This is a genomic window from Cloacibacillus sp., assembly GCF_020860125.1.
GTDB lineage: Bacteria > Synergistota > Synergistia > Synergistales > Synergistaceae > Cloacibacillus.
In genome coordinates this window covers 19,745-46,315 of sequence record NZ_JAJBUX010000052.1, presented here as the reverse complement: position 1 = coordinate 46,315, position 26,571 = coordinate 19,745, and the positions used below count along the sequence as shown (strand labels likewise).

Annotated in this window: 22 protein-coding genes and 1 pseudogene; 13 read left to right on the top strand and 10 right to left on the bottom strand. The window is 51.7% G+C overall.

The window, feature by feature from the left end; genetic code table 11:
• Positions 1–80 precede the first annotated feature (80 nt).
• From LIO98_RS06815 to LIO98_RS06795, 5 genes are all read right to left on the bottom strand, one after another.
• Positions 81–839: an energy-coupling factor transporter transmembrane component T gene (locus LIO98_RS06815; RefSeq protein WP_291954600.1), complete on the bottom strand. Its 759-nt coding sequence runs from the start codon at positions 837–839 to the stop codon at positions 81–83.
• Positions 840–1,649 carry an ABC transporter ATP-binding protein gene (locus tag LIO98_RS06810; RefSeq protein WP_291954599.1) on the bottom strand — a complete coding sequence of 270 codons (810 nt, stop codon included), beginning with the start codon at positions 1,647–1,649 and terminating at the stop codon, positions 840–842.
• Positions 1,646–2,482, bottom strand: a complete 837-nt coding sequence (locus tag LIO98_RS06805; RefSeq protein ID WP_291954595.1) for an ABC transporter ATP-binding protein — start codon at positions 2,480–2,482, stop codon at positions 1,646–1,648. The genes LIO98_RS06810 and LIO98_RS06805 overlap by 4 nt, the downstream gene beginning before the upstream one ends.
• An 11-nt stretch (positions 2,483–2,493) precedes the next feature.
• Positions 2,494–3,072 (bottom strand): tryptophan transporter, encoded by a 579-nt coding sequence (locus LIO98_RS06800; RefSeq protein ID WP_291954593.1) that lies wholly within the window; start codon positions 3,070–3,072, stop codon positions 2,494–2,496.
• Positions 3,073–3,703: 631 nt separating this feature from the next.
• Positions 3,704–4,648, bottom strand: coding sequence for a Synerg-CTERM sorting domain-containing protein (locus LIO98_RS06795; RefSeq protein ID WP_291954591.1), 945 nt, complete (start codon positions 4,646–4,648; stop codon positions 3,704–3,706).
• On the opposite strand from LIO98_RS06795, the gene LIO98_RS06790 reads away from it, so the two are divergent.
• Positions 4,620–5,186: a hypothetical protein gene (locus LIO98_RS06790; protein ID WP_291954588.1), complete on the top strand. Its 567-nt coding sequence runs from the start codon at positions 4,620–4,622 to the stop codon at positions 5,184–5,186. The genes LIO98_RS06795 and LIO98_RS06790 overlap by 29 nt on opposite strands.
• Positions 5,187–5,795: 609 nt before the next feature.
• On the opposite strand, the gene LIO98_RS06785 is transcribed toward LIO98_RS06790, so the two are convergent.
• A complete protein-coding gene (locus LIO98_RS06785; protein ID WP_291954586.1) occupies positions 5,796–6,722 on the bottom strand; it encodes a Ppx/GppA phosphatase family protein in 927 nt (308 codons plus the stop codon).
• 149 nt (positions 6,723–6,871) lie between these two features.
• On the opposite strand from LIO98_RS06785, the gene LIO98_RS06780 reads away from it, so the two are divergent.
• Both LIO98_RS06780 and LIO98_RS06775 read left to right on the top strand, forming a co-directional pair.
• On the top strand, positions 6,872–7,870 hold the full coding sequence (locus LIO98_RS06780; protein WP_291954584.1) for a phosphohydrolase: 999 nt from the start codon (positions 6,872–6,874) through the stop codon (positions 7,868–7,870).
• A complete protein-coding gene (locus tag LIO98_RS06775) occupies positions 7,867–8,976 on the top strand; it encodes a glycosyltransferase (protein ID WP_291954582.1) in 1,110 nt (369 codons plus the stop codon). The genes LIO98_RS06780 and LIO98_RS06775 overlap by 4 nt, the downstream gene beginning before the upstream one ends.
• A gap of 279 nt (positions 8,977–9,255) precedes the next feature.
• On the opposite strand, the pseudogene LIO98_RS06770 reads toward LIO98_RS06775, so the two are convergent.
• Positions 9,256–9,381 (bottom strand): annotated as a pseudogene (locus LIO98_RS06770) (transposase); the annotation flags it as partial.
• A gap of 705 nt (positions 9,382–10,086) precedes the next feature.
• Here LIO98_RS06770 and LIO98_RS06765 point away from each other — a divergent pair.
• From LIO98_RS06765 to LIO98_RS06725, 9 genes are all read left to right on the top strand, one after another.
• Entirely contained in the window at positions 10,087–11,805 is a 1,719-nt protein-coding gene (locus tag LIO98_RS06765) for a UGSC family (seleno)protein (protein WP_291954580.1), read from the top strand.
• A 181-nt stretch (positions 11,806–11,986) separates the two neighbouring features.
• Positions 11,987–12,754 (top strand): glucose 1-dehydrogenase, encoded by a 768-nt coding sequence (locus LIO98_RS06760; protein ID WP_277002135.1) that lies wholly within the window; start codon positions 11,987–11,989, stop codon positions 12,752–12,754.
• A 64-nt stretch (positions 12,755–12,818) separates the two neighbouring features.
• Positions 12,819–13,799 carry a TRAP transporter substrate-binding protein gene (locus LIO98_RS06755; RefSeq protein WP_168950359.1) on the top strand — a complete coding sequence of 327 codons (981 nt, stop codon included), beginning with the start codon at positions 12,819–12,821 and terminating at the stop codon, positions 13,797–13,799.
• Between the two features lie 9 nt (positions 13,800–13,808).
• The gene (locus LIO98_RS06750; RefSeq protein ID WP_066741884.1) at positions 13,809–14,309 is read left to right on the top strand and encodes a TRAP transporter small permease; all 501 of its coding nucleotides are present in this window, start codon (positions 13,809–13,811) and stop codon (positions 14,307–14,309) included.
• Positions 14,309–15,595 carry a TRAP transporter large permease gene (locus LIO98_RS06745; RefSeq protein ID WP_066741887.1) on the top strand — a complete coding sequence of 429 codons (1,287 nt, stop codon included), beginning with the start codon at positions 14,309–14,311 and terminating at the stop codon, positions 15,593–15,595. The genes LIO98_RS06750 and LIO98_RS06745 overlap by 1 nt, the downstream gene beginning before the upstream one ends.
• 91 nt (positions 15,596–15,686) lie before the next feature.
• The gene (locus LIO98_RS06740) at positions 15,687–17,369 is read left to right on the top strand and encodes a hypothetical protein (protein WP_291954563.1); all 1,683 of its coding nucleotides are present in this window, start codon (positions 15,687–15,689) and stop codon (positions 17,367–17,369) included.
• 146 nt (positions 17,370–17,515) lie between these two features.
• Entirely contained in the window at positions 17,516–17,773 is a 258-nt protein-coding gene (locus LIO98_RS06735) for a NifU family protein (protein ID WP_008708854.1), read from the top strand.
• 250 nt (positions 17,774–18,023) lie between these two features.
• Positions 18,024–19,427, top strand: coding sequence for an amidohydrolase family protein (locus tag LIO98_RS06730; protein WP_291954557.1), 1,404 nt, complete (start codon positions 18,024–18,026; stop codon positions 19,425–19,427).
• 280 nt (positions 19,428–19,707) lie between these two features.
• Positions 19,708–20,052 (top strand): hypothetical protein, encoded by a 345-nt coding sequence (locus LIO98_RS06725; RefSeq protein WP_291954555.1) that lies wholly within the window; start codon positions 19,708–19,710, stop codon positions 20,050–20,052.
• Between the two features lie 60 nt (positions 20,053–20,112).
• On the opposite strand, the gene LIO98_RS06720 is transcribed toward LIO98_RS06725, so the two are convergent.
• Entirely contained in the window at positions 20,113–21,531 is a 1,419-nt protein-coding gene (locus LIO98_RS06720) for a S8 family serine peptidase (RefSeq protein WP_291954553.1), read from the bottom strand.
• Positions 21,532–21,636: 105 nt separating this feature from the next.
• Positions 21,637–21,870, bottom strand: a complete 234-nt coding sequence (locus LIO98_RS06715; protein ID WP_291954550.1) for a hypothetical protein — start codon at positions 21,868–21,870, stop codon at positions 21,637–21,639.
• A 1,144-nt stretch (positions 21,871–23,014) separates the two neighbouring features.
• On the opposite strand from LIO98_RS06715, the gene LIO98_RS06710 reads away from it, so the two are divergent.
• Positions 23,015–24,445 (top strand): ATP-binding protein, encoded by a 1,431-nt coding sequence (locus LIO98_RS06710; RefSeq protein ID WP_291954548.1) that lies wholly within the window; start codon positions 23,015–23,017, stop codon positions 24,443–24,445.
• 91 nt (positions 24,446–24,536) lie between these two features.
• On the opposite strand, the gene LIO98_RS06705 is transcribed toward LIO98_RS06710, so the two are convergent.
• A complete protein-coding gene (locus LIO98_RS06705) occupies positions 24,537–26,510 on the bottom strand; it encodes an NAD(P)/FAD-dependent oxidoreductase (RefSeq protein WP_291954544.1) in 1,974 nt (657 codons plus the stop codon).
• Between the last annotated feature and the right edge of the window lie 61 nt (positions 26,511–26,571).

The window sequence follows — 26,571 nt, the reverse complement described above, 5'->3', positions numbered from 1 at the left end:
GTTCATACGGCGAGGACACTTAGGGACCGGCTTATGACGCATACGGTGCTTATTCGCGCCGATTTTGATAAACGCCGATTTTACAGGAGAAGGGCGACCGAAAGGGTCACCACGCTCACCGCGGCGGCCGCGGCCTCTTTCATACCTATGGCATAGCTTTTATATCCGCTGTCGCGGCGGCGCAGTTCGAAGCCGCGCAGCTGGGCGGCGACGGCGCTGTTTTCTATCTTGCGGACGCAGGAGAGCAGGAGCGGCAGGCAGAGCGGCGCGATGAGGGCGGCCTTTTTGAGGGGGTTGCGCACCTCGAAGTCCACGCCGCGCGCGCGCTGCGCCTCCATTACCTGCGCCATCTCCGCGGCGAGGGTGGGGATGAATTTCAGCGTCGCGGTGAGCGCGAAGGCGTAGCGGTATGGCAGGCGGCAGTTTTGCACGAGGGAGTTGGCGAGGTCGCCGCGTTTTGTCGCCGATAGCGCGAGCATCAGCGGCAGGGAGGCGGCGATCAGCTTCGCCGCCATCAGCAGCGAGAAGCGCAGCCCTTCGTCGGTCACCTTTACCGGCCCCACGGAAATAAGCGCGCTGCCGCTCTGTACGCAGAGCAGCTGTATGACAAAGAGCAGCGCCGATATTTTCACGAGCAGCAGCGCCATCGAGAGCGCCTTCCTGCCGAGGCCGGAGAGGGCCGCGGCGGCCACCGTCAGCGCCGCGATAAACAAAGCGCCGGAGATGTTTCTTACGGCGAAGGCAGCCATGCCCGCCGCGAAGGCGAGCATTATTTTTATCGAGGGGTTGAGGCGGTATATGAAGCCGTCGCCGCCAGCGCAGTCAAAAAGTCCGTTCATCTATGCCACCTTCCTTTTTCTTTTGTCTTTTACGGTCTCCGCCATTTCGTCGACGGAGCCGGCGTTCGCAAAGTCTCCGCCGAGCAGGGCGGCAAGTTCGCGCATCTCCGTCAGGCGCAGCGAGGAGTCCTCCATGAGCCTCCGGTCGGAGAACAGCCCGGAGGCGGGGCCGTGAGCCCTCACCGCGCCGCCTCCGACGATGAGCATGTCGTCGGCCAGCTCTTCGGCGAGCTCCATGTCGTGCGTCACCATCAGCACCGTAGCGCCGCGTCGCCGCGCCTCTTTGAGCCGCTCCGCGACAAACTCATACTGGCGGCGGTCGAGCCCCGAGGTCGGTTCGTCGGCGATCAGTATCTTCGGGCGGCGCACGAGCACCGAGGCCAGCGCGAGCATCTGGCGTTCGCCGCGGCTCATATAGAATATCTCCCGCTCGGGGGAGAAGCCGAATTCCTCGATGACCGCCTCCGCCGCGAGCCGCGCCTCTTTGCCGTCGGAGCTTATACAGCGCAGGCCGAACATTATCTCTTCTCCGACGGTGGCGCGGCATATCTGCCGGTCTGGGTTCTGGAATAGAAAGCCGGTGAAGGCGGCGAAGGCCACCCCCTTTTCTTTGGAGGTGTGGAGGCCGTTGCTGACGACCTCGCCCGCCGTGGGACGCAGCAGCGCGGCGGCGAGACGGCAGAGCGTCGATTTGCCCGCGCCGTTCTCTCCCGCGACGGCGGTGAACGACCCCGCCGCGAGCCGGAAGGAGAGGCCGGAGAGAAGCGGTTCCTCGCCGTAGCCGTAGGAGACGTTTTTGAATTCTATCATTGACATATCCCCCTCACTATCGCCGCCGCCCGCGGAATATCGAGCGGCATATCTCCGTCGTAAAGCCCCTCCGCGCGAAGCCGCGCGCCGAGCTTTATGCGGCGCGGAAGCATGACCCCGGCCGAGGCGAGCGCCTCCGTTTCGTTCATCACCTGCCGCGTCGTTCCGCAGAGCGCCGCGCCGCCCTCCTCCATCACGATCATCTGCGTAGTGAAGCGGCAAAGCAGACCAACCTTCTGCTCCGCCGCGACCACCGTCATGCCGCGCGCGTTGAGCGCGGCGAGGGCGGAATAGAGATTTTCCGTGGCCGCGGGGTCGAGCTCCGCAGAGGGATTGTCAAGGATAAGCACCTGCGGCGAGAGGGCCAGCATCGCGGCGAGCGCCGTCTTCTGCCTCTGTCCGCCGGAGAGCGAGGATATCTTTCTGTCGCGCAGATGGGAAATGGAGAGCATCTCCAGCGCAGAGGCGATGCGCTCCTCTATCTCCGCACGGGGCACGGCGAAATTTTCCAGCCCGAAGAGCAGATCCTCCTCCACCGTCTCGCAGACCATCTGGCTTTCGATGTCCTCGCCGACGAAACCGGCGAGCCGCGCTATCTGCTGGGGGGAGTTCTCAAGAGTGTCGAGGCCGCCGACCTTCACCGCGCCGAAGAATCTGCCGCGCAGATAGTGCGGTACGATCCCCGCCATCGCGCGGAGCAGCGTGCTTTTGCCCGAACCGCTCGCTCCTGTGACCACGGCGAAGGCCCCGCGCGGGATACGCAGCGAGACGCCGTCCAGCGCCCGCCTCTCCGCGCCCTCATAGATAAAGGAGAGGTTTTCGACGGAGATCATCGCCGCCTCTCCTATCTGGCCGCCGTGCGCATCTTGAGGGCGGCAGCGATCGGTATATAAAGCACCTGGACGATGACGCAGTTTACGGCGGCGGTGCCGAAGATTATCCCCGCGAATACCGCAAAGGGCGCTGGGGCCGTCGCGCCGCCGGAGAAAAAGAGCGCGTAGAGCAGCGCCATGAAGACGCCGCCGCTGACCACCGTCGTGATAAAGGTCGAAATCGCTGGCATCAGGAAACCGCCGAAGCGGCCGCCCATTTTTGCGAAGAGCGCCATTACGAGCGCCCCCGCCATTTCGCTGGGGAAGTTGAGGTATGGGGTGCCGGGGAAAAACTGGCAGACCGCGCCCGCGAGCAGCCCGATGACCGCCGCCTCCTTAAAGCGCGGCCTTACCAGAAGGATCGCGAGGCAGTACATGGCGATGATGAAGTTCGGCTTCATGCCCGCGGAAAATATAGAACCGATGAAAAACTTCATCACCGCCCCCGCCGCCAGCAGCACCGCCACCAGCATTATCTGCGACACTGAGAGCCCCGCGGCCCTCTCCTCAACTGCGACTGTTCTCTCTCTGCCTGTCTCTGTTCCGTTCATTCTTATCTGTCCTTTCTTGTCTTATCTGGTCTCTTGTCTGTAAAAAAAATCTGTCCTTCGGCATGGATTTCTCTCATGCCGAAGGACAGATCAATTTTCTTATCTGCGGTGCCACCTTCGTTGGCCGTATACACGGCCCGCTCAAAGAGCGCTGTCACGCTCCCGCGCCTTTTACGCTGCGCCTGCGTCGCACCATACTCGGGGATTGCCCTTTCCGTGCGCCCTCCTCGGTCCATTTATCCCTTTGCCTCTCCCGCGGTTTCTCACCATCCCCGCTCTCTGTAAGGTGCGTATAGAGATTTTATCTCCGCCTCATCGGTTTCTATATTTAACTTGTGCGAAAGAATACTACCCACGGAATAATTTGTCAAGAGTTTAAGGGACATTAACGGCGGGTTTTACGTAATTGTAAGACTTTATGCCGCCGTCTCAAAAAAATAACCGGCGGAATGCCGTCCGCCGGTTCCCCCCCCTGATCTCTGACTGGTGGATGGGAGAATACTATATTGGTATCTCTATATAAAAAGCGGCGTGAACGCGGCCCGTTCAGGGGGAATCGGTCAGCGGCTCGCGCCGCTCATATAGAGCAGTTTCACCGTCCGGCATGGTTGTGCCGGACGGCTGAATACGTCTACTTTTTTCTTCTGTATACCAGGGGAAGCGCCGCGAGGGAGAGCAGGGCCAGCGCTCCGAGTCCCGCGCTGCAGCCGCTGGAGCTGCCGCCGGAGGCCTTCTTTTCCGCTCCGAGGATCACCGTCGGGTCGGCGACCGCACCGTCTTTTTTGCCGTCGAGGTCGAATTTACCGCCGTCCTTGATGAAGAGCGCGAGACGGTACATGGTATATCCGTCTATCTCGCCGGTGAATATCGTGCCGCTGTCGTCGTCCTTCATTACGGTGAACTTTTTATCCATATCTTTGGTGATCGCGGAGGCGTAGGTAAAGAGTTCGCCCTTCTCCGCGCCGAGAATTTTCAGCACCTTGACGTCGGCGGGCTTTTTCGCCTTGAGGTCGGAGCCGAGTATCTGATAGGAGATCATTATCGTCTTGTCCTTGTCGGCGTCGATCGCGGGCGTCGTGAATACAGGCAGGGCGACGACGTCCTTCGAGGTCACGCTGCTGAGCGTCCCCAGCTTGTTGGCCGCCTTGACCGCCACCTCTGGCTCCACGATCGTATTACCGTCCTTATTTCTCGTCAGCTGTTCCGCCGCCAGCGCGCCGCCGATCTTTTTCGCGGCCGCGGCGGGGTCGCCCTCAGTTACCGCCAGCTCCGGCTTGATCTCGGCCTTCACATCGTCGGAGACGCCGCCGATGACCGGATTGACGGGGGTTGGCGCGGGGTCGATGGGGCCGGGTGTCGGTGTCGGCGTTTTTGTATGGACGTGGAATAGGCCATCGTCCCCCTCTGTCGCCTCGTAGTTGCCTTTCAGATATTTCGACGGGTTAGATTTAAATGCTCCTCCGGTGATTTGAAAATTTTCCGGGGCTTTGTCATAATCTTTAATAACGATACCCCCGTGAAATTCACCGGCGGATATTGAAATATTATTGACATACGATTCAGATGAGTATGACAATATCATGGTGATGCCGGATTTACCATTCAGCTTCGCATTACCTGATATAGATAAGGTATTTCCTCCATCGTTGCTATTAAGGCCAATTAGCATATCGTTTATTGTTGTTAAAGAGCTTGGCCCAGTGATTTCGAGGCGGCCGCCGTTTTTAACAAAAAACGTGTTTTTGTTTGAGGTGATAGCGCCATCATTATTGATCCTCAAAGAACCTCCTTTTACATTGATAAATATCTTATCGAAATTATCTGCGGTTGAGAGTTCTTTGCCGTTCAAATCTAGAACAACGTCTTTTTGGTCTAAAGTTAAACCTTCTATAATCCCCGTAATATTGTCTTGTAACGTTATGGAGCCACCAGCGTTAATTGCAGTTTTTAACTCGTCGAAATTTCTAACGTCTGTTGCCATTGCCGGTGCGGCGATCAGCATCAGCGCCGCAAGCATTACGAAAAACATTTTTATCCGTTTTAACATTATGATCATCCTTCCATATTCAGGTGAAAAGCTAAAGTCAGAGACTGGACCGATACGCGCCCGTTAATTATCAGCCGGTTTTTATGACCACCCCCGGCATTGACAAAGAGTAAATGAGATTGCGTACTGGTATGGAGGCACTACAAACGGAGGTGCGTTTGGTGAGGGCGCATCTCCGTTTACCGGCGCCGTATTCATGTGGGAGAATGGCGGAGTTAAATTGAAAAGAGTATTGTTTAGAAACTCTCTCTCTCTCTCTCTCTCTCTCTCTCGTTAAAAGTATGGTTTTTTAAATTATATATACAAAAAATTGACATAGAGGTTCCATATGAGCATATTGTATTTGTCATACTTTGTCTCCTCTCATAAAAAAACCGCTCTATTTTTATGGCCTAAAGATGCATACGGTGTTGGGATAAAATTCCCCGACGTCCAATATTCCGCGATAAAATCTCTTTTTCTTAGATTATAGAGAGCTAAGTCCAACAAAAGTCCAACAAAAAAGGGACATATGTTGGGGTTTTTTATAAATTTTCTTTATCTGCCGAATTACAGCTCCGTGTTGAGCGGCGGTAGGCGTCCGGAAAGCGACAGCCGCCGTTTTCAGCGGCGGCTGTTTCTAGCGTTGATTTGGCGGCGGGACAAACGCCCGCCGTCTATGTGTGGCAAGGAAGTTTTAAATTTTCGTATCCGTACTCAGTTCTTTTCTCAGCAGCTCATGGCGCAGGCTGCGGTCGCTTACGACGATCTCTTTGGCCCCCGCCGCCTCCATCGCGGCGAGGATGATGCAGGCCCCCCCGAGGATGATGTCGGCTCTTTTCGGCGAGAGTCCCTTTATTTCGCGGCGCTCTTCGTCGGTACACTTCGCGTAGAGCGCCGTCTGGCGCATTATCTCTTCCCGCGTGAGGGCGCTTCCATGTATCACGTTGGGATCGTAGCGTTCCAGACCGGCGGCGACGGAGGCGATCGCGGTGACGTTGCCGCCCGCGCCGATCATCATGGCCGCGCCCGCCCTGACGCCCGCCTCGGAGAATTTCTTGGTGAGCGCCGCGATCACGGAGCAGACCAGCCGCGGGTCGGACGGCGAGCTTTTGAAATTTTCGTCGGTGAGCGTCACCGCGCCCACCGGCACGCTGAACGCTCTCTCTATTTCGCCGCCCGCCGCGCGCACGAACTCCGTGCTGCCGCCGCCGGTGTCGAAGATTAAAGCCTCGCCGCGTGAGGCGCCGTCTATGCTGTTCAGCACCGCGCGGCTGGAGAGCGCCGCCTCCTCTTCGCCGGAGAGGACTCGCACCTCCGGGCCGCCCGCCGCGCGCACCTTTTTGATGAAGTCTCCGGCGTTTTCCGCCGTGCGCAGCGCCATTGTGCCGACGCAGACGACCTCCTCCGCCCCCTGTGAGCGGGCGAAATCCGCGAATTTCACGACGGCCTGCGCCGTGCGCGCCATCACCGCCTCCGAGAGCCTGCCGTCCTCCCGCATTCCTTCGCCGAGCTTGGTTATCACGTTGACGTCCAAGATAATTTTTATGGCGTCTCTCTGTGAACGCTCCCCGATAATGAGCTTCACCAAGTTTGTCCCGATATCTATGACCGCTTTTTTCATATTTATTGCCACCTCTTTGACTGAATTATATCCCCTGCGGGAACTTTCCGCGGTTATCCCGCTGTTTTGTCCAAAACTTATTACAGTATTTTTAATTTACATCAACCTCTTTGTGATATATATTATTTACAAAAACCGGAGGAATTACAATGGATAAACCTCTTCTTCATATAATCAGCCATACGGATCTCGACGGCGTCGCGGCGGCGGCGCTCGCCTGGCATGTCCACCACTGTGACCGCCTCGTGCGCATTTCGCTCACCGGGTATGGCGATGTGGATATGCTGATCCTTGAGACGCTTGCGGCGGGACAGGAGCCGCTCGTGCTGGATCTCTTCTGCCAGCGAGAGCAGACGGTGGACGAGATTGACAAGCTCTGGAACGACGGTCGCCGCCCCTTCCTCTTCGACCACCACAAGAGCACCTTCGAGCGCTACGGCAACCGCAAGTGGGCCGTGATCGACACAAATTACTGCGGGGCCCTCGTCTATTGGCGGTGGCTGCGCGAAAACGCGAAGGATGAACGCACGCAGGCGGTGCTTGCGGAGCTTGAACCGGTGATGAAGATCGCCAACGACCGCGACCTCTGGCTCGGAGAGATGCCGGAGAGTCGCCTGTGGCAGGCTCTCGTCACGATGTGCGGTCAATGGGGCATGTTGGCGCGTCTGATGGACAACCCGCGCGCGGAGCTCTCCCCTGTGGAGCTGGCCGGCGCGGAGGAGTTCACGGAACGGCAGGAGGTGCGCTTCGCGCTGGCGAAGGAGCATATCTGGCGCTCGGGCGGCGAATTGGCGTTTGTCTGCGACGGGGTGCTGGAGTACGGCGACGTCTCCGATTTCTGCGGCCTGATCCTCGACCGCGACGACAATCCGCCCGAGGTGGCGGCGGTGGCCGCGAAGCGGTTCGGCGGCGACTGGGCGGTCTCGATGCGCAGCCGCGACGGCCTCGCGGGGCGGGTGCTGGCGCTGCTGAAGGACGGCAAGAAGATCCGCGGCGGCGGCCACGGTGACGCCTCCGCGCTCTATTTCCCGCGCAACTACACGCAGGAGCAGATGCGCGACTCGATACTGGCGGCGATCCGGGTCGAGAAGGAGCGCAATGCCGCGCCGAAGGTGACGCTCGGCGACCTATTTAAAGGACTTGTATGAAAAAATTAAACTCTCTCGCGGTGATATACGCCTCCGAGGGGACGGGCCACCGCACGGCGGCCTTCGCCCTCTGCGAGGCCTTTCTCGCATATAACCCGCAGGGGCGCGTCATCTGCTGCGATATTCTGGATTTTGTCCCCGCGTGGCTCAAATATGTCGTTTCGGAGGGCTATGTCGCGATGGCGCGCCATGCGCCGTGGCTGTGGGGGGCCTTTTACTGGGGCTCAGACCGTCCGGGTCCGCAGTCCCGGGCCTTTGAGTGGACGCACGAAAGGCTCTGCCACCTCTATCTGCCGAGGCTGAGAAATCTTTTCGCCGCGAACGGCACCGAGGCGGCGATATTTACGCACTACTTCGGTGCCTCCGAGCTGGCGAAGATGGAGGCAGGGCGTATCTCCGTCTACTGCGCCGATACCGATTTTGAGAGCCACCGCTTCCAGCGCGGCGCGGAGTTCGCCTGGTCATTCGCGGGCAGCCCGAACGCCGTGCGGCAGCGTCTCGCTGAGGGGATATACAATGTGAGCGACACCGGCGTGCCTATCGCGCAGAAGTTTAAAAACCTTCTTTCAAAAGAAGAGGCGCGGGCAAAGCTAGGCCTGCCGCAGGACGAACGGGTGATTCTCGTCAGCGGCGGCGGCATCGGCGCGGGCTCCGTGTTCAAGGCGGCGAAGTCGCTCGCGGCGCTGCGCGGCACGCGCGCCGCCGTGATCTGCGGCAGCAACGCGAAGCTGCTCGCGCAGATGAAGGGATATTTCCGCTATAAGGAGAACGTGAGGATAGAGGGCTTCGTCTCCAATATGGAGGATTACTACGCCGCCGCCGACGCGGCGGTGATGAAGCCCGGCGGGCTTTCCGCCTCCGAGGCGCTCTGCGCCGGGCTGCCGATGCTGCTCATCGACCCCGTGCCGGGACAGGAGGAGCTAAATATGGCCTACCTGACGTCAAATGGCGCCGCCTGGCCCCTGCCGCGCCCCTCGCGCGCGGCGGAGAGCGTCGGCGCGCTCTTTGCCGGAGAGGCCGCGCAGAGGATGAGCGCGGCGGCCAAAGAGCTGGCAAGGCCGGAGGCCGCGGACGAGATAATCGCAAAAATCGCCGGCGAAGAATGAAAAACAATGAAATGGTCATGGAAGGTCTGCTTGCAGAGCGCGAAGAAAGAAAATCAATGGTATATATTTTAGCGGGGACGGACTAGATTATAAAAGAGTGCCGGATAATGAAATAAATAACGGATACAGCCTTACCTACGGCTTTGAACAACCCCGTTGCCAAAATTTTTTTGAAACAACGGCGGCGATACCTCTTGAATCTATTAGCTCAAAATCGCCGTCGATTTTGAGCTGATATCCGCTTCAATGTCAGAATACCCCTAAAATAGACAGAACGATATCAAAATCCGGCTCGTTTATCAGAAGTTCCAGTAATCGCTCCCATTCTCCTCGGTCGCGCCAGCGGCAAAAACGGCGATGTATGTTTTTTCAGTCACCATAATCCGGCGGCAAATCACGCCATGGTCCATATTTATCATATTTTCTAGTCTGTTCTGGAACAATCTATCCTGGGGTTCTTACGTAGTCTATGGTTTCATTATCTTAGTTTTCTCCCGATAATTGCAGATTTTCTACGTATATTTTTCCTTATTATTTTTTTGTAAAGCCTTGATATCACCAGATTGTAGTGTCAAAACCATCAAAATTGGGAATAACACTGGCACAATAGTGCGCCTGCCGTCTTTAAGACGGTGGGGATGTCTCTGACGGAACAGCTGCGCATCGTTAGTGGAACGGTGGTCCTATTGAGGAAAATATCCATCTCTGACCCCGCATACCGTAGCACATAGCCCAATGATTATGATGTCTTCAAGCTTGTGGCGTATATTATATTGCCATGGCTTGTTCGCTATAGCTAGTGATATTTAGGGCTTTTCTTTTAATGTTTTAATTATCAGCCTTACAGTTTCTCGCTAACTACATAAAAAGCAAATACTATTATTGGGACATTAGTCCTATGGGACATTAGTCCACATAAATTGACAGTTCCTTAATTCTGTTTTAAAATGACACCATCTCAAGGATACATGGTAGTGAACAAAAAGCTGAACTCCTGCAGGACTTCGAAGGGAGGTAGTGGGTGTCGAAGGGGAAAGCTTAAAATTTAGTAACAGAAATAATGAATCTTGTTACTAAATGTGTTATTGATACTTCAAGGAGGTATAAGGAATGTCAGTGGAAAAAGCTCAGAATGTCTCAATGACAATAGTGAATCCTGTGGCTAAAGTCGAATCAAAGACTATAACGCCAGCGGCTAGCTTGACTAGCCTTGAAGGAAAGAAGATAGCGTTATGGTGGAATGGCAAGGCGAAAGGCGACATAGCATTAAAAACAATAGCGGCTCGCTTGAAAAAAGAGTATAACGTTGAGACAGAATTATTTACTCAGGGCTGGCCTCATGGTGATGAGGTATACGATAGAGTAATTGCGGCGGAGTGCCAAGCGGCCATCGCTACCACAGGAGACTGAGGATCGTGCACAGCATGGCTTACGCGTGACGTAAGCTCCCTAGAAAAAAGAGGTCTTCCAACCGTAGGAATTGTAGCCAAAGGATTTTTGCCGATTAATGCATCGGAATTCAAAACCAGAGGATTGCTGAGAGCACGCAGAGCAGTAATGCCTCATCCCTTCACCGAGATGCCAGAGGAAGAAGTTGCTCAGACCGGCGAGGCGCTCTATGACGCCGTAGTTTACGGTTTGACTCATGAAGGCGAGCTTCTCTTCCCTCCGAAGAAAAAAGCTGGCGAGGCTGCTGCATCAGACAAGCCGGTAAAAGAAGTTCCTCTGGAACATCAAGTCGAACCGGAGCGTATAACCATTGAGGGAGAAGATTATTTTGATTGGGGCTACAACCTCAACCGTTATTTCATTAACCACGGCTGGGGAGACGGATTCCCGATCGTTCCGCCCACCGAGGAAGCTGTTAACCGCATGCTGACTGGCACGAAACGCGGCCGTCATGAAGTTATCCTTAAAATGCAGCCCGGCATGGGGCTGGCCACAGTAGAAAAAATTGCAGCCAACTGCGTTATGGCCGGCTGCGAGCCCGCACACCTGCCTATATTGATAGCTATAATTGAAGCTATGGATGTAGAAGAGTTTGTTTTGACCATCCTGGCTCAGTCCACCGGCGCTCACGCCCCCATACTTCTTGTAAACGGACCTATTGCCAAACAAATAGGGATGAACAGCGAGTCATGCTGTTTTGGCCCTGGCAAAGATTCGGCGGCAAATACGGCCATCGGAAGAGCAGTGCGCCTCTGCATGATGAATATCGGTTTTACATATGCCCGTATACGCGATATGGATACGATCGGCTCCCCAATCAAATACAGCTTCTGCGCAGCTGAAAATGAAGCTGAAAACCCATGGGAACCTTTCAGCGTCGAAAAGGGATTCAAGCCGGGCTCGAATTGCGTTACGGCAATTCCGTGCCAGTCGCTCATGGAAATAGAGGATATGGAGAGCGACACGCCGGAAACTCTTCTTCGTACCTTCGCTTCCTCAATAGACTCAATGGGCTGGCTCGGTGCGCGTTCATGGCTGGGCTACGTAACGCCTCCGCGCATGAAGGTGGCGTTGCTTCTTGCTCCTGACCACGCCAGAATGATTGCCAACGCAGGTTGGTCAAAGTTTGACGTCAAGCAGTATCTTTACGCCAAGTGCCGCCGTAAGTGGGGGCAGTTCAAACATCAGGTTATCCCGCGCATCGAAAGCAAGATTGTACTTCCCGGATACAGATGGCTAATCAATGCGTCGGATGACACGATGGTTCCGATGGTAAGAGACTTCGGCTATTTTGATATCGCGGTAGTCGGCGGAGCTGCCGGAAAGTCAGCTGTGAGCCTTGGCCTCGGTTGGCCCATAACGAAGGAAATTAAGGATTAACAGGCACTCTGGAAATAACATGGTTATTTGCTGGATCTACGGCGATAGGTACCAAAGTTTACTGTCTTCTATGAGGTCGTTGTGTGGTCATGTTATTCTCTGCCGTTCGACAATTGTAAATTCAGCAAATCTTAAAGAAGTATCGCTCGATACTTCTGTAAAAGATTGACAAAGGGGAAAGATGAACTTGAAATTAGCTGGTAAAGTCGCTGTGGTTTCAGGCGCAGGAGCGGGCATAGGAAAAGCAGCCGCCTGCCTTTATGCCAAGAACGGCGCAAAGGTTGTAGTGGCAGTAAGGACACTCAGCAAAGGCGAAGAGACGGTAAAGCTGATTAAAGAAGCGGGTGGGGAGGCCATTCTTGTCCATACAGATGTGTCTAAGCTCGCGGATTTGCAGAAGATGATAAAGACAGCGGTGGAAAGCTACGGGAGGCTGGATATACTCTTCAGCAATGCCGGCGTGCCGGGCCCCGGAGGTCTGGATGAAGTTACTGAAGAGGGATGGGATCAGACAGTTGCCGTGAACCTGAGAAGTTGTTTCTTCAGCGCGAAGTACGCTGTCGAGGAAATGAGAAAGACAGGCGGCGGCGCGATTGTTTTCGATTCCTCAATTGCCGGAAAAGTCGGTTCTCCCATGAGCCCAGTATATTCTGCAACGAAGGGCGGCATAGTTACCCTGACAAAATCTCTGGCTCTCTTGCTGGCGCCGGACAATATCAGAGTTAATTGCGTCTGCCCCGGTCCTATTGATACGAAATTTGTTCGTCAGGCATGGGATCGCGCACCGGATCCGGATGCCGCTCGTCTCTGCAATGTCAGCGGTGTTGCTCTTGGACGTATGGGCTCTCCTGAGGAAGTGGCTAATGCTGTCCTCTTCCTATCTTCAGATGAGTCTTCTTATGTCACAGGCACAGCTATGGCTGTAGACGGAGGGTATCTTGCTCGTTAGCTTTAACAATATGATAGTCATAATGAATTGACTGAATAAACACTGGACTAAGGGGGATATTCTTATGAAAAAATCTTTCGTGCTCTTTTTGACGTTCGTGCTGTCATTTGTCTTTACGGCTTCCGCTTTCGCCGCGGGCGCCACCGTTTTAAAGGCCGGACACAGCGCAACGAACAAGGAACCATACCAGCTTGGTCTCGAAGCTTTCGGTAAAAAACTGAAAGAAACGACAAACGGCAAGTTTGAGGTTAAGGTCTTCCCGAGCTGCCAGCTTGGAAGCGAAAAGGAAATGACCGAAGGCCTCTTCCTCGGCAATGTTGACGTTGCGACCTCAGCTACCACGGTGGTAACGAATTTTATCCCAGAGTTCATCGTCTACGACCTTCCCTTTCTCTTCAACAGCGATGAGCATTTCTACAAAGCTTCTGACGGCGCGCCCGGAAAATTCTTTGTAGACGCCTGTGCAAAGAAGGGCATTCGCCTTTTGGCTATCTACGATGCCGGAGTTCGTCACATCGCGTCCAAAAAGCCCGTCAACAGCATGAAGGATCTGAAAGGGATGAAGATCAGAACTATGCAGTCCCAGATTCATATCGACGCCTTTAACGGATTCGGTGCGAAAGCGACTCCTATGGCCTTCAGCGAACAGTTCAGCGCGCTTGAGCAGGGAGTCATTGACGGAGTCGAAGCTTCAAACACCAGCTGCTACAACCAGCAGTTCTACCGTCCCGCTCCCAACTGGGCTCTCGTTAGCTGGTACCGCTGCGTCACAGCTATGATGATGTCTGAGAAGAAGTTCCAGTCCTATCCGAAGGATGTCCAGAAGGCTATTCTGGAAGCTGCCGCTTACTCAGCGAAGGTTGAGCGCGAGGCCTATGCAAAGAGCGAAAGCGCCAGCCTGGATGCTATGAAAAAGGCCGGAGTCAACATCACGAAGCCTGATGTGGCGCCCTTCAAAGAGGTTGCCCAGAAAGTTGCGGATAAGTATATAAAGAAGCCCGAGCTTAAAGAGGTTCTGAAGCAGATCCAAGATATGGGCAAATAATCATCTAAGATGATAAATACACTTGAGAAAATTCTTAAAGTCTGTAGGCTGATTGCCAAGACTGGAATAGTAATCACATTATCTTACATGGTAATAGCGATACTTCTTCAGATCTTAGGCCGTTACCTGCCGAACGATATGGATATTTCATGGACCGAAGAAAGCGCCAGGTTCGCTCAGTTATGGATGGTTTTCTTTGGAGCCGGAGTCGCGATGCAGCGCAACCTGCATGTCGGCGTTGACGTCCTTACAGGCGTGCTTAAGGGCACAAGTAAAAAAATTCTCGTTGTGCTTTGCGGAATATTTGCCGTTGTATTCCTCGTTGTCGCCATATACGGCAGTTTTGACCTGATCGCCGTCGGCGGCTTACAGATATCCGCGGCGCTGAACATGCCGATGAGCTATGTATATTTCATAATACCCATCGGGCTGTTCTATTGGCTGATTGAATATGTTGTTTTTAACGCGAAACAGCTAAAATCAACGACAGATTCGGAGGCAAAAGAATAATGTTAGCTCTAATATTTATTCTTTTCGTAGTGGCTATTTTCAGCGGTACGCCGATCGTTTTTGCAATCGGAACTGTTTCGGCCGCATTCTTGTATCTCATGGATATTCCGATGAATACGATTGCGATACGCATGATGGCGGGCCTCGACAGCTTCCCCCTGATGGCTATTCCATTTTTTGTCCTTGCTGGACAGCTTATGGACAGGGGAGGAATTGCACGGCGCATTATTGACTGGACAAGCGCGGTTGTCGGATGGGTAACTGGCAGTCTTCTCCTGATGACTGTTCTGGCCGGAGCCGGATTTGCGGCAATAACCGGTTCGGGGTCAGCATCCACCGCGGCTCTTTCTTCAATAATACTGCCGGAAATTCGCAAACGCGGATATGACGTTGATTTCACTGCCGTTATGCTCGCAGCCGGCGGCCTTCTGGGACCGATCATTCCTCCGAGCCTTTTCATGGTGGTTTTGGCGACCTGTTCACCGATCACGGTCTCTGTGAAGGATCTCTTTATGGGAGGAGTCATACCTGGCATTCTGATGTGCATTGCCATGATGATTTATGCATACCGTTTTGCCAAGACGCACGGCTCAGCCTACCGCGAGGATAAGCCATTCTCATGGAAAGATGTAATTAAATCTACCATTAATGCTCTGCCCGGGTTCTTAATGCCGGTCATAGTCGTCGGCGGCATCGTTACAGGAGCCTTTACGGCAACGGAATCAGCCGCCATGGCAGTTTTCGTCGGCCTTGTAGTAGGACTCTTCATCTACAGAGAACTAAAATGGTCGGATATTCCTAATATCCTTGTAGATACCGGAGCTATTACAGCAGGTATCATGGTTATTTGCGGAATGGCAAGCGTATTTTCATGGCTGATCTCGATCAACAATATGCCGGAGCTCGTGGGCAATTTTATGACCAATTTCTCCAGTTCAAAAATTGTCTTCCTGCTTGTAGTCAATATCTTCCTGTTGATTGTCGGTTGTTTCATGGAGACCGTCTCGGCTCTTCTGATCCTGATTCCGGTAATAATGCCGATAGCTGTCAACAGCTATGGAATCGACCCTGTGCATTTTGCCGTAATCGTTGTTATTAACCTTGCAATAGGAACGTTTACGCCTCCATACGGCATCTGCCTCTACGTTGCCGCGGCAATAGCCGGTCGTACGATTAAGCAGGTAATGAAGTATGTCTGGGTCCCGATTGCGATATATGTCGGCGCGCTCCTTGTATTTACCTATGTTCCCCAGATCGTGCTTTTCCTGCCGAACATGGTTAAATAAAAAGCTGTTCTCTGAACTATATGCAGCTTCATAGGTACGCAAAGTTATCATGATCATGAAATAAGTGTATGTATTTTGAGGAGGTATATGTATGTCAACGGAAAAATTCTCAGCGACAGTAATGAATCCTGTTGCTAAGGTCGAGACAGAGGCTGCTATAACGCCTGCGGCCAGACTGACTTGCCTGGAAGGTAAGAAAATAGCCTTATGGTGGAATGGCAAGTCAAAAGGCAACGTTGCATTAAACACAATAGCTGAACGCCTGAAAAAGGACTATAATGCTGAGACAGTGTTTTTTAAACAGGATTTGTTCCACAGCGAAGAGGCTTTCGCTGCCGTGACAGACGCCGGCTGTGCAGCGGTAGTTGCCGCTACGGCAGATTGTGGCTCAAGCGCAGTTACGCTTACGCGCGACCTGTGCGCCCTTGAAAAAATGGGCGTCCCCACTGTAATGCTTATAGCTAAACCCTTCTTGCTGATAAGCAATGCCGAACTGCGCCTCAAAGGGCTCTTTAAAGTCAGCAGAGCAGTAATGGAGCATCCTCTCAACTCACTGCCTGAAGAAGAGGCTGCTCAGGTTGCAGATGCTCTCTATGACGCAGTGGTTAAGGGGCTTACTCAGGACGGCGAAGCCTTGGATACGCCTGAGGCGGAAGCTGCAAGGCCCATCGAGGAAAAAGCAGAGCCTGAGCGTATAACAATTGAGGGAGAAAATTACTTTGATTTCAGCACAAACCTCAATCGTTATTTCATTAACCACGGTTGGAGCGATGGTCTCCCCTTAGTTCCTCCGACAGAGGCGGCAGTTAACCGTATGCTCTCCGGCACGAAACGCGGACGCGATGAAGTGCTTCTTAAATATCAGCCCGGCAATGGAGTCGCGACCATTGAAAAGATTGCGGTCAACTGCGTCATGGCGGGATGCGAGCCTTCGCATCTTCCTGTTGTTGCAGCCGCAATCGAAGCAATGCACAAAGATGGATTCAACATTACCAGTCTGACACAGTCATCCGGCGCAGATACACCGATGGTGATGGTAAACGGACCTATCGCCAAAGAGATAGGAATGACGGCTGAAGGCGCCTGCCTTGGCCCTGGCAAATATTCAGCTGTCAATACCGCAATCGGAAGAGCGGTACGTCTTACGATGATGAATATCGGGCATTGCTATCCCAGTATCCGCGACATTGACACACTCGGTTCGCCTAACAAATACGCGCTCTGTGCCTGCGAAAACAAGGATGACAACCCCTTCAACGAGCCGTACAATGTTGAAAAGGGATTCAAGCCCGGAACGAACTGTGTCACGACAATGCCCTGTCAGTCATTTATGGACGTTGAGGACCTCGAAAGCGGCAGACCTGAAGACCTCCTTATGACTATTGCCTGCACAATAGACACTATGGGATGGCCCGGCGCGTGCAGCTGGATGGGGTTCATCGATCCCAACGTCATGCATGTAACTGTCATCTTTGCGCCTGACCATGCCAGGCTGATTACCAACAGTGGCTGGACTAAATTCGACGTTAGACAGTACCTCTATGCAAAGTGCCGCCGTGCCTGGGGGCAGTTCAAACATCTGGTTATCCCACGTATTAAAGACGGTACCGTACACCCCGGCTACAGATGGCTTGCCACAGCATCGGATGACACAGAAGTTCCGATGGTAAGAGATCCAAGCTACTTCGATATCGCGGTTATCGGCGGAGCTGCCGGAAAGTCAGCTCTCTCCATGAACATCGGATGCCCGACAACAGTGGAGATAAAGAAGTAGTATACCAGAATAATAACATGGTCACTTGCCGTGTGCCTGTCATTGAACTGCGGCCTGCAAAAGGCAAGTTGACCATGTTATTTTTGCTGTATCGAGAATCATTTAAATTTCTAATTGCTTTTGACTTCTCTAAAGGAGGAATAATTGTGGTAGATAAGGAAGTAGTAAAGAGCGCATTAGAGCCGCTCGAAGAGAGTTTCGCATCAGACGGTTCCAAAATTGAGATTAGCTCAATTGAAGGCAACACAGTTAATATTAAAATTGTAGTTTTCCCCGGCGGCTGCCGCGAGTGCATCCTTCCTGCCGACTACCTTGAGGAAATGTTTAAGAACAATATAGAAGAAGAGGCAGAGGAAGAGGTTCAGGTACACGTGGAAATAGAAGACCACTCTAAAGAACATTAAGGTCTGTTGTTTCTATTTTAGCTCGTAAATTAAACCTAAATCGAATACCTTAGCTGAGACATTTACCCTCATACAAGCATCTGTCAGTTAAAGCTGACGTTTATGTTTAAAGCTGCGGCATGTACTTTTTTCGGTAAAATTTAGTGCAGACTATATTTTTTACCGGAAGGAGTATATGCCACAATAGTTTAGATTTGATAAATTAACAAGGAATTGCAGTTAGCTTTAATGTGCGTAAAGGAGAGATATTATGGAATCTGAAAAATGGGTCATCAAGAACGGCACCATCGTCAATCCTGAATATGGTGAAATTAAAGCTGACATTAAAATTGAAAACGGGATTGTTACCGCAATCGGAAGAGGCCTTTGCGAGGAAGGCTGTAAGGTGTATGACGCAGTTGATAAATATTTGTTTCCGGGGTTTATAGATACTCATGTTCATCTGGGGAATTTTAATTCCTTTGAAGACGATTGCCGCTCTGAAACGATATCAGCCGCGGCAGGCGGAGTTACGACTGTATGCCAGATGGCAAAAGCTTCAAAACTTCCGAAATTTAGGCCGCCTCAGACCAGCTACCATGAAGTTCTGGATGAAATAACAGACATAATTGACAATAATTCCTCAGTTGACATTGCCTTGCATCTTAACTTAAGCTCTTATGAACAGATAGATGAAATAGCCTCCTATGCGGAGCTCGGTCATACCTCATTCAAATTCTTCATGAGCTACGTAGGTATGGAGGGGGCTATTAAAATGGGGGCTATCGGAGTAAGAGACGGCATTATATATGCCGCCTTAAACAAAGTTTCCGAAGTGCCCGGCACATTGGCGATTGTACACTGTGAAAATGACGACCTTATTGAATTTTTCCAGAGATCTATGACGGAAAAAGATAAAGAAAATATATCCTTTTCAGATTTTGCCAAGAGCCGCCCCTCTATAGCGGAAGCGGAAAATATACACAGACTGCTCTATTACGCCGCTGAAACGGGAGCAACAGTCTATGTGCCGCACGTATCTTCCATAAAAGCCATAAACGTCGTGAAAGAAGCGCGTAAAAACAGCGGCGTGAAGGTATTCGTAGAAACCTGTCCCCAATACCTTGTGCTGACTCACGAAGAGGCAAATAAAATGCCCGGAGCAATTGCTAAGGTTACCCCAACAATGCGGAACCGGGAAACATTGGATTATTTGTGGGAATGCATTAAAGATGGAACTATAAATACCATTGGAACAGACCATTGTTCTCTGGGCCTCGACAAAAAGAAAAGTGTATGGTACAGCCCTGGCGGTTTTCCTGGAATCGAAACTATAGCTCCTTTAATTATTACCGAAGCAAGAAAAAGAGGTATTTCTTTACAAAGAGTTTCTCAAATTCTTTCTTACAATGCGGCGAAAATTTTTGGAATGTTGCCCAGAAAAGGGACTCTTCGAATTGGAGCCGATGCAGATATTGCAATTTTAGACTTAAACAAAGAAGTTACAATTAAAGCTGAGAACCTTCATTCCTCAAGTACATTTACTCCCTATGAAGGTTTCAAAACAAAGGCTTATGTTGAAGCGACTTTCTTACGCGGGGATCTAATATGGAGAGACGGTGATTTACTTAAGGCAAAGACAGGAAAAACGGTATTAAGAAAGCCGCTAGAATAACCTAATCCAAAGTTCTTTTTATAAAGTTATGGTAATCGGCACTTTGACTCCGTCTGGTAACGTCAGATTTTTGAGTTGGTGCTTGAAATTTTAAGAAAAAATAGCTTTTTTCGGCGGCGATTATATTAAAAAAATGAAATACGGCAGGAATATTTTAAGTGAAAGAATGATACAGACGCGCGGCAAACGCTCGCAGGGCGAGATGGCAAAACGCCTTGGCATAACGCAGGCATACCTCAGCTAGATAGAGAGAGGAAAGAAAATCCCCTCAAATCAGGTCTTGGTCGCGATTGCTAAGGCTTATGGCACCTCTGTCGCCTATCTTCTCGGAGAAATAGAATCCCCCGAGTCGCTTGTGCCGATGTATCGTACGCAGCCGCAGGTGCAGGGAGAGGAAAAGGTTTCTGGCAGCAAGGAGCTGTTGTTTCCCTCTGTGCAAAACAACGACCTGTCGGTCTATTCCCCCGCGCAGTTGGCGGTGCAGCTGAAAAATTCTTTTGTAACACATCCCTTTGTAATAATCACAGAAAAGGCCCATATGGAAAATTGTCTTAGATATACTCTACGACTTGTTCGAGGTTTACACAGAATCGGGGATAATCTCGGGGGATTTCAAGAAACATAAAAGACGGGGTGTACCGTGAAGGCGCGCCCCGTCTTTTTCCAGTGAGGATTATCGCTGGAGCTATCTTTTCTTTTTGAAAAATGCCACAGCCATGACTGACAACAGCGCCACAAATGGGATTCCGCCGTTGCATCCGCTGCTGCCGCCCGACGGCTTAGGCGTGGGAGTCGGAGCAGGAGCCCCGGCCTTCATCGCCGCGCCGAGGTCAAGCATTCCGTAAGCGGATTTGCCTTCCTTGGCGAAGTTCTTATCGGCGTTGTTGAGCAGAAGCTCCTTTATCTCTCCCGCCGTCTTATCTGGATAGGCGGCGCAGAGCAGCGCCACCGCACCGGTTACGTGCGGAGCGGCCATGGAGGTACCATTTTCCTCTCCATAAAGATCCTGTGATATTACCTTGTCGTCGTCGTCACTCCAAACATACCTTGGGAGAGTACTTATAATCTCCGCGCCTGGCGCTGCGATATCAACGTAATTTGGACTGTAATTGGAAAAATCACACCATGATTTATCGGTGCTGACTGCTCCGACGGCGATTAAATTAGCCAGTTTATAGCATGCGGGATAACATATCTTCCCTCTATAATCTTCTTTGGGGTGACGGGGATCGCTGCCGGGGCCTCCGGGTGCGTCCAAATTTTGAAATTCATTGCCGACAGCGGCGACGAGAATCACGCCGGCATCAGACACAGCCTTTAATGCCACATAATAAGGGCTCTCTTCTAATTGATATTGTGGCGTGTACCAATCTCCAAAAGACATATTGACGGCACGGATATTCAATCCTGCCTTTTTCTGCTGAAGGATTATGTTCAAACCTTTGATTACTTGGCCATCAGAGAGTTCCCCCGGCTCGATATCGACTACTTTATCGTCCTCATTAAGGATCACTTTGGTCGTGCCGATGCCCAGTAACCTGACTTTCCAGTTCACGCCGATGACGCCCAGACTGTTATTTCCCACAGCGCCGATAGTTCCTGCCACATGGGTCCCATGGCTCTGGAGATCCCCCCATGAATCTAAATTCATGTCATCAGGGTCGAATTGTCCGCTTATTTTCATAATTTCAGTACGTATCAATTTCTCCTTACCCGTCTCCATATCTTTTTCATAAAAATCGTATATTTGAAGAACCCCACAGCCTGCGTAATTGCCATTGAAAGTTCCCAGATTACCCGCTAAGTCTTCGTGTTCATGGTCGATGCCTGTGTCTAGTACTACAACGTAGACATCTTCCTTACCCGTCGTTTTATCCCACGCGGAGGGAGCGTTTATTGCTCTTAGGCCCCATAATTCGTTATACTTGGGGTCGTTGGGGCTGGCTGCGGCAGGCATGCTTTGCCCGCTTGCCTCCCCCTTTTCCACTTTCTTTGCCGTAGAAATATAGTGTATATAATTAGGGACGGCGCTCAATACGTTACTGTCTTTTTTCAGCTCTTTGATCAGCTCTTCCGTCGTCTTCTCTTGGGAAGAGATCATCATTACTACCTTATCAGAATTAATTGACACGGCATCGTAGGTGGCTGCGAGAACGGCGTTTGCAGACCTGGCAACGCCGGCGCTGACGGTGTTGATTTTATCGAGCGCCTACGTGTGAGACATTTTTGATAACGTAAGGCGGTCTTGCTGCGGTTTTTTTGCTACGACCAATACGCTGCCTTCAATATATTCCCTCTTAGAAAAAGTCTGGTTGACAGCCGTGTTGTCGCCGGATGAAACATTGTCCAAGTTTAATTTAAAGTCATATTTGGCCCGTTCCTGCCCAAATGCCGATACACAAAGTATTACTAACAAAAATAGAGACAACACTAGTCTCTTCATCTGTTTATTCATCCTGTTCATCCTTTCCGTATGTTTATATAGTATCCAGTCTGTTTATATAGTTTAGTCTCACGTTTATGATGTCCGGTTCTGCGCTAAGCCTTTTAATGATCTGCACCGTAGTCAAGGTGTCCGAATGTATGTGAATATAAAGTTTTCCTCCGCCTTCAGCGGGGAATACGATATACGAGACAACTCCCGCGTCGGCTGTCTCCGCCAAACGTTTTGCCTTTTCAGAGATGATCCTGTCAAATAAGGTTCTATCTTTTTTTCTAAATTTGTTTCCTCCTCCGTTATAATTACAAGCATGAGAACACTGCCTTCGACATATTCGCGTAAGGTCCTTTTGTAACTTTCCGCCTGAGCGCCTATAGCTGACAGAGAAACAGTGATCACAAACGTAAATATAAAAACCTTATGCAAATGAGATTTTCAACCTCCCTCTTGTGGACGATACCGTCCATTTTCAACGGTGCGCGGGATTTTGCATCATGCTGTGCAATTTCCGCAGCGCTACTTTCTTATGGCAAAATAACAACAATAACTCCCTTTTTATAAGGCAATTTCTAATGAAGGTGTGTTTTGTGAAAACGTAAAAATACTGGAACAAGCACTTATATTCATTCTAGCTACCAGCTCAATTGTGTCAATACTTATGGCGAAAATTGAATAAATAACTGTTTATAAGTTAACCAACTATCAGCTATATTAAAAATAAAATATAATATAATAAGAATATATTAAGCGAAAGAATGATACAGATCCGCCGCGCCGCGCGTGGATAGAGAAAGGGTTAAGCCCTCCCGCGTCAGGAAGGCTTTGAGGGGTTTTGTGTAGAGGTTGGAAAATGAAGGGTCATCTATCTAATAATCCGGTGTGTGGACCGGAACTCTGTGTACAATGATATTCTAGTACCGCTCCCATAAATCTTGTAGATACATATTTTGAATATCGATATAACAATATCGGTATAGCTGGGGCGATTAAAATCCAGATGATAAAGAGGCCGTCAAACAAATTGTCTCATCTTCGGAGTACGCATACATCTATGCCCATGTTGTCTTTTTTTTATTTCTGCTTTTATAATAAATAAATATCTGAAGCATCTGGCAGAAAAAATATGGATGAGTGAGAGGCGAGCAAAATGACTTTTGAAGATATATTACACGGAGAATCAAAGAACATCGAATTTAAGTCCGCGCTTTCTCACAAAAGTGAGCGATATATTAAAACGATCATAGCCTTTGCCAATACGAGCGGTGGAAAACTTGTCATCGGGATAGATGATGAAACAGGCTTTGTAGTCGGTGTCGATAAGGAATCTGTTTTTCAAATTATGGATAGTATTGCTAACGCTGTTTCAGATTGCTGTACGCCTCAGATCATACCGGATATTACTTTCCAGACGGTGGATGGCAAGAGTATCGTTATAGTGGAAATATATCCTGGAGCAGACCGCCCCTATTATTTAAAGGCCATGGGAAAAGAAAATGGGACTTATGTCAGAATAGGGGGGACGTCCAGGCTTGCCGATGCCGTAAAAATTAAGGAGCTGGAGATGGAGGGAACGAACCTGTCATGGGATGAGCTGACATGTGTTGGGTTTCCCGTTGCGGTCGATGCTGTGAAAATGCTGTGTGATAATATACGATCCCACATGTTGGACGCGGTGTCCACCGAAGAAGAGGCGCGAAACATTCCCGAAGTTACCGTTGAACAATTGCAGAGTTGGAAGGTGCTTAAAAAAACTGGCGGAGAGTTGCTTGCCAGCAATGCCTTTGTGCTGCTGACCAGCGACTATTTCCGATTTGCCAAGATACGGTGCGCTCTGTTTAAAGGAACGGACAGAGATGTGTTTATCGATAAAAAGGAATATTCCGGTCCTTTATACAAGCAGATTGAAGCGGCATACCAGTTTGTGCTTCGACATATCAACCATAGTGCCGAGATTGAGGGATTGGTAAGAAAAGACAGGTACGAACTTCCAGTCGGGGCGATACGAGAGATGATTATAAATGCCGTATGCCATCGAAATTATATGGATAATTCTTATGTCCAGGTTGCCATTTACGATGATCGTTTGGAGGTAACATCTCCTGGGATGCTTTATGGTGGATTGACTTTAGAAGAGGCCATAAGCGGACGTTCAAAAATCAGAAATCGAACAATCGCAGAAGTGTTCAGCCGAATGGAGCTGATTGAAGAATGGGGAACTGGTATTCGCCGAATTCTGAAGCGCGCGGAAGAATTTGGGCTTCCAAAACCGGAGTTTCTGGAGATTGGTGATACCTTTCGTGTGAACCTCTATCGCCAGGCCGATAAAAAGCCGATAAAAAAAGCCGATAAAAAGCCGATAAAAAAAGCCGATAAAAAGCCGATAAAAAAAGATCGACAGGAACTTATATTCGCTTATGTGAGAGAGAACGGAAGCATCTCCAACAAAGAGGCGAGGGAGATTCTTTGCCTTGCGGAATCCACGACAAAACGAATTTTGAACCGGATGGTCCAGGACGGAACGCTTACGGTGCGCGGCGAGAGGAAGGCGCGGGTGTATGTCTCAGCGATAGAGGTCTAAGTCTGAGTTAATAAGAGTCCCCGGCCGCGCGGGCGCGCTTGGCCGGGGACTCTCTTTCGAGGGGTTTTATCGATGTGCATACAGGAAATGCTTATTTAAGGTTCCAGGCGGCCTCGAAGCCTTCGCGTACCGCCGATTCTACGCGTCCGGGCTGGCGGGCGTCGCCGACGGCGAAGGTCTTGTCGCAGAACTTTTTGCACTCGGCCTCAAGGGTGTTGATGGATTTGACGCCGAGGGAGAGCACAACGTAATCCGCGGGCACGGTGACGTTTTTGTTTTCTTTAAGATCTTCGAGCACCGCGCCGTCCGCCGTGATCTCCGTCAGCTTGTGGCTCGGCAGGTATTTGACGTCGTACTTTGAAAGCTTGTCCATCGCGTCAAGGTAGTGCTGCACGTAGACGCCTTTGCCGATCGCGTCGAGCATCTCCGCCACTGTCACCTCGTTGCCTTTGGCGCAGAGGAACTCCGCCGTCTCGAGCCCTGTCGCGCCGGAGCCGATGAGCAGCACCTTTTTGCCGCTGATCTCTGGCTTGCTGAGCAGCGCCTCGTCGACGGTGAGCACGTTGGCGTTGTTCACGCCCTTTATCGACCGCGGACGGATGGATTCCGCGCCCGTCGCGATTATCACCGCGTAGGGGGCCAGCGCCCTGATATTTTCCGGCGTCGCCTCCGTATTGGTCTTTACCGTGACGCCCTTCATGGCGAGCTGTTTCAGTTCATATTCAATGATCCAGTCGATCTTTTCTTTATGGGGCGGCTTGTCGGCGATGTTTATCTGTCCGCCCGGTTTTTCCCCTTTTTCAAAGATTACGGGGGCGAAGCCTCGTTCGGCGAGCACGCGCGCCGCCTCGAGTCCCGCGGGGCCGGAGCCGACGATCGCGACCGTGCGTCCCGCGCCCTCCTTTTTGAATGCGGGGTAGAGCGTTTCACGCGCCGCCCGCGGGTTTACCGCGCATTTGACGGGGCCTTTGCCGGCGATGGTGTCCGCGACGAGGGTCTCGAAGCAGAAGGTGCAGGAGATGCAGCGGTTGATCTCGTCTTCGCGCCCTTCGTACGCTTTCTTCGCCCACTGGGGGTCGGCGACGACGGCGCGTCCGAGGCCGACGAAGTCGACGAGCCCCTCTTCGAGCATCTTTTCCGCGAACCAGGGTTCTTTGACCATGTTGACGGCGATCACGGGAATGCCGACCTTTTCTTTGACGGCGCGTATCCTCTCGCTGCGGCAGCCCTGCGGATAGGTCATTGGTTCGGAGAGCGAATTGAACGATTCGTATATGCCGTTTGAGACGTTGATGTAGACCATGCCCAGTTTTTCGCAGGCCTGGCAGACCTTGACGCCGTCCTCAAGCGTGAGGTATTCTTTGACGCCGTTCGGCGCGAGCAGCTCGTCGACGGTCAGGCGGATGCCGATGGGGAAATCCTTGCCGCAGGCTTTCTGGATGCCCTCGGTTATCTCCTTGACGAAGTTGAAGCGCTTCTCAAAGCTGCCGCCGAAGCGGTCGGTGCGCTGGTTCGTATAGGGGCTGAGGAACTGGCTGATGAGGTATCCGTGCGCGCCGTGAAGTTCCACGCCGTCGCAGCCCGCCTTCTGCGAGCGAACGGCGCCCGCGACGAATTTCGCGATCACCTCTTCGACCTCTTCCGTCGTCATCTCGTGCGTCTCCTGCTGGCAGACGCCGCAGGGGCACGAGGAGGAGGACCATACCGGCTCGCCGCCGTTGAGGTTTGAGAAGGTCTCGCGTCCGGGGTGGTGGAGCTGGGTGAAGAAGACCACGCCCTCTTTATGCAGCGCCTCGGCGGCGGCCGCGAGCGGGGCTATATGTTCGTCGCGCGCGACGCTTGCCTGGCATTCGGCGGCGACGCCGTGTTTGTCGTCCACACGGGTATTTTCAAGCACGATCATTCCCACGCCGCCTTTGGCGCGCTCCATCAGATAGGCGAGGAAGGCCGCCCCAATAGTCTGATCTTTTTCGGCGGCGCCCATTGCCAGCGCCGCCATGACGATACGGTTCTTAACGGTGAGATTTCCAATTTTTCCTGGTGCGAACAGTTTTGGATATTTCATCTTCATTCACTCCCCTTAGTGCGAATAGGGGCATAATGCCCCGTGATTTTCTACCCTGCGG

Excerpts from the sequence above, each read along its gene's own strand:
- LIO98_RS06745 (WP_066741887.1), top strand. The coding sequence starts at position 14,309 with ATGTTAGCTCTAATATTTATTCTTTTCGTAGTGGCTATTTTCAGCGGT.
- LIO98_RS06720 (WP_291954553.1), bottom strand. The coding sequence starts at position 21,531 with ATGATGATCTCTTCCCAAGAGAAGACGACGGAAGAGCTGATCAAAGAG.
- LIO98_RS06705 (WP_291954544.1), bottom strand. The coding sequence starts at position 26,510 with ATGAAATATCCAAAACTGTTCGCACCAGGAAAAATTGGAAATCTCACC.
- LIO98_RS06785 (WP_291954586.1), bottom strand. The coding sequence starts at position 6,722 with ATGAAAAAAGCGGTCATAGATATCGGGACAAACTTGGTGAAGCTCATT.
- LIO98_RS06730 (WP_291954557.1), top strand. The coding sequence starts at position 18,024 with ATGGAATCTGAAAAATGGGTCATCAAGAACGGCACCATCGTCAATCCT.
- LIO98_RS06740 (WP_291954563.1), top strand. The coding sequence starts at position 15,687 with ATGTCAACGGAAAAATTCTCAGCGACAGTAATGAATCCTGTTGCTAAG.
- LIO98_RS06805 (WP_291954595.1), bottom strand. The coding sequence starts at position 2,482 with ATGATCTCCGTCGAAAACCTCTCCTTTATCTATGAGGGCGCGGAGAGG.
- LIO98_RS06715 (WP_291954550.1), bottom strand. The coding sequence starts at position 21,870 with ATGAAGAGACTAGTGTTGTCTCTATTTTTGTTAGTAATACTTTGTGTA.
- LIO98_RS06810 (WP_291954599.1), bottom strand. The coding sequence starts at position 1,649 with ATGATAGAATTCAAAAACGTCTCCTACGGCTACGGCGAGGAACCGCTT.
- LIO98_RS06755 (WP_168950359.1), top strand. The coding sequence starts at position 12,819 with ATGAAAAAATCTTTCGTGCTCTTTTTGACGTTCGTGCTGTCATTTGTC.
- LIO98_RS06710 (WP_291954548.1), top strand. The coding sequence starts at position 23,015 with ATGACTTTTGAAGATATATTACACGGAGAATCAAAGAACATCGAATTT.
- LIO98_RS06760 (WP_277002135.1), top strand. The coding sequence starts at position 11,987 with ATGAACTTGAAATTAGCTGGTAAAGTCGCTGTGGTTTCAGGCGCAGGA.
- LIO98_RS06750 (WP_066741884.1), top strand. The coding sequence starts at position 13,809 with ATGATAAATACACTTGAGAAAATTCTTAAAGTCTGTAGGCTGATTGCC.
- LIO98_RS06800 (WP_291954593.1), bottom strand. The coding sequence starts at position 3,072 with ATGAACGGAACAGAGACAGGCAGAGAGAGAACAGTCGCAGTTGAGGAG.
- LIO98_RS06815 (WP_291954600.1), bottom strand. The coding sequence starts at position 839 with ATGAACGGACTTTTTGACTGCGCTGGCGGCGACGGCTTCATATACCGC.
- LIO98_RS06775 (WP_291954582.1), top strand. The coding sequence starts at position 7,867 with ATGAAAAAATTAAACTCTCTCGCGGTGATATACGCCTCCGAGGGGACG.
- LIO98_RS06780 (WP_291954584.1), top strand. The coding sequence starts at position 6,872 with ATGGATAAACCTCTTCTTCATATAATCAGCCATACGGATCTCGACGGC.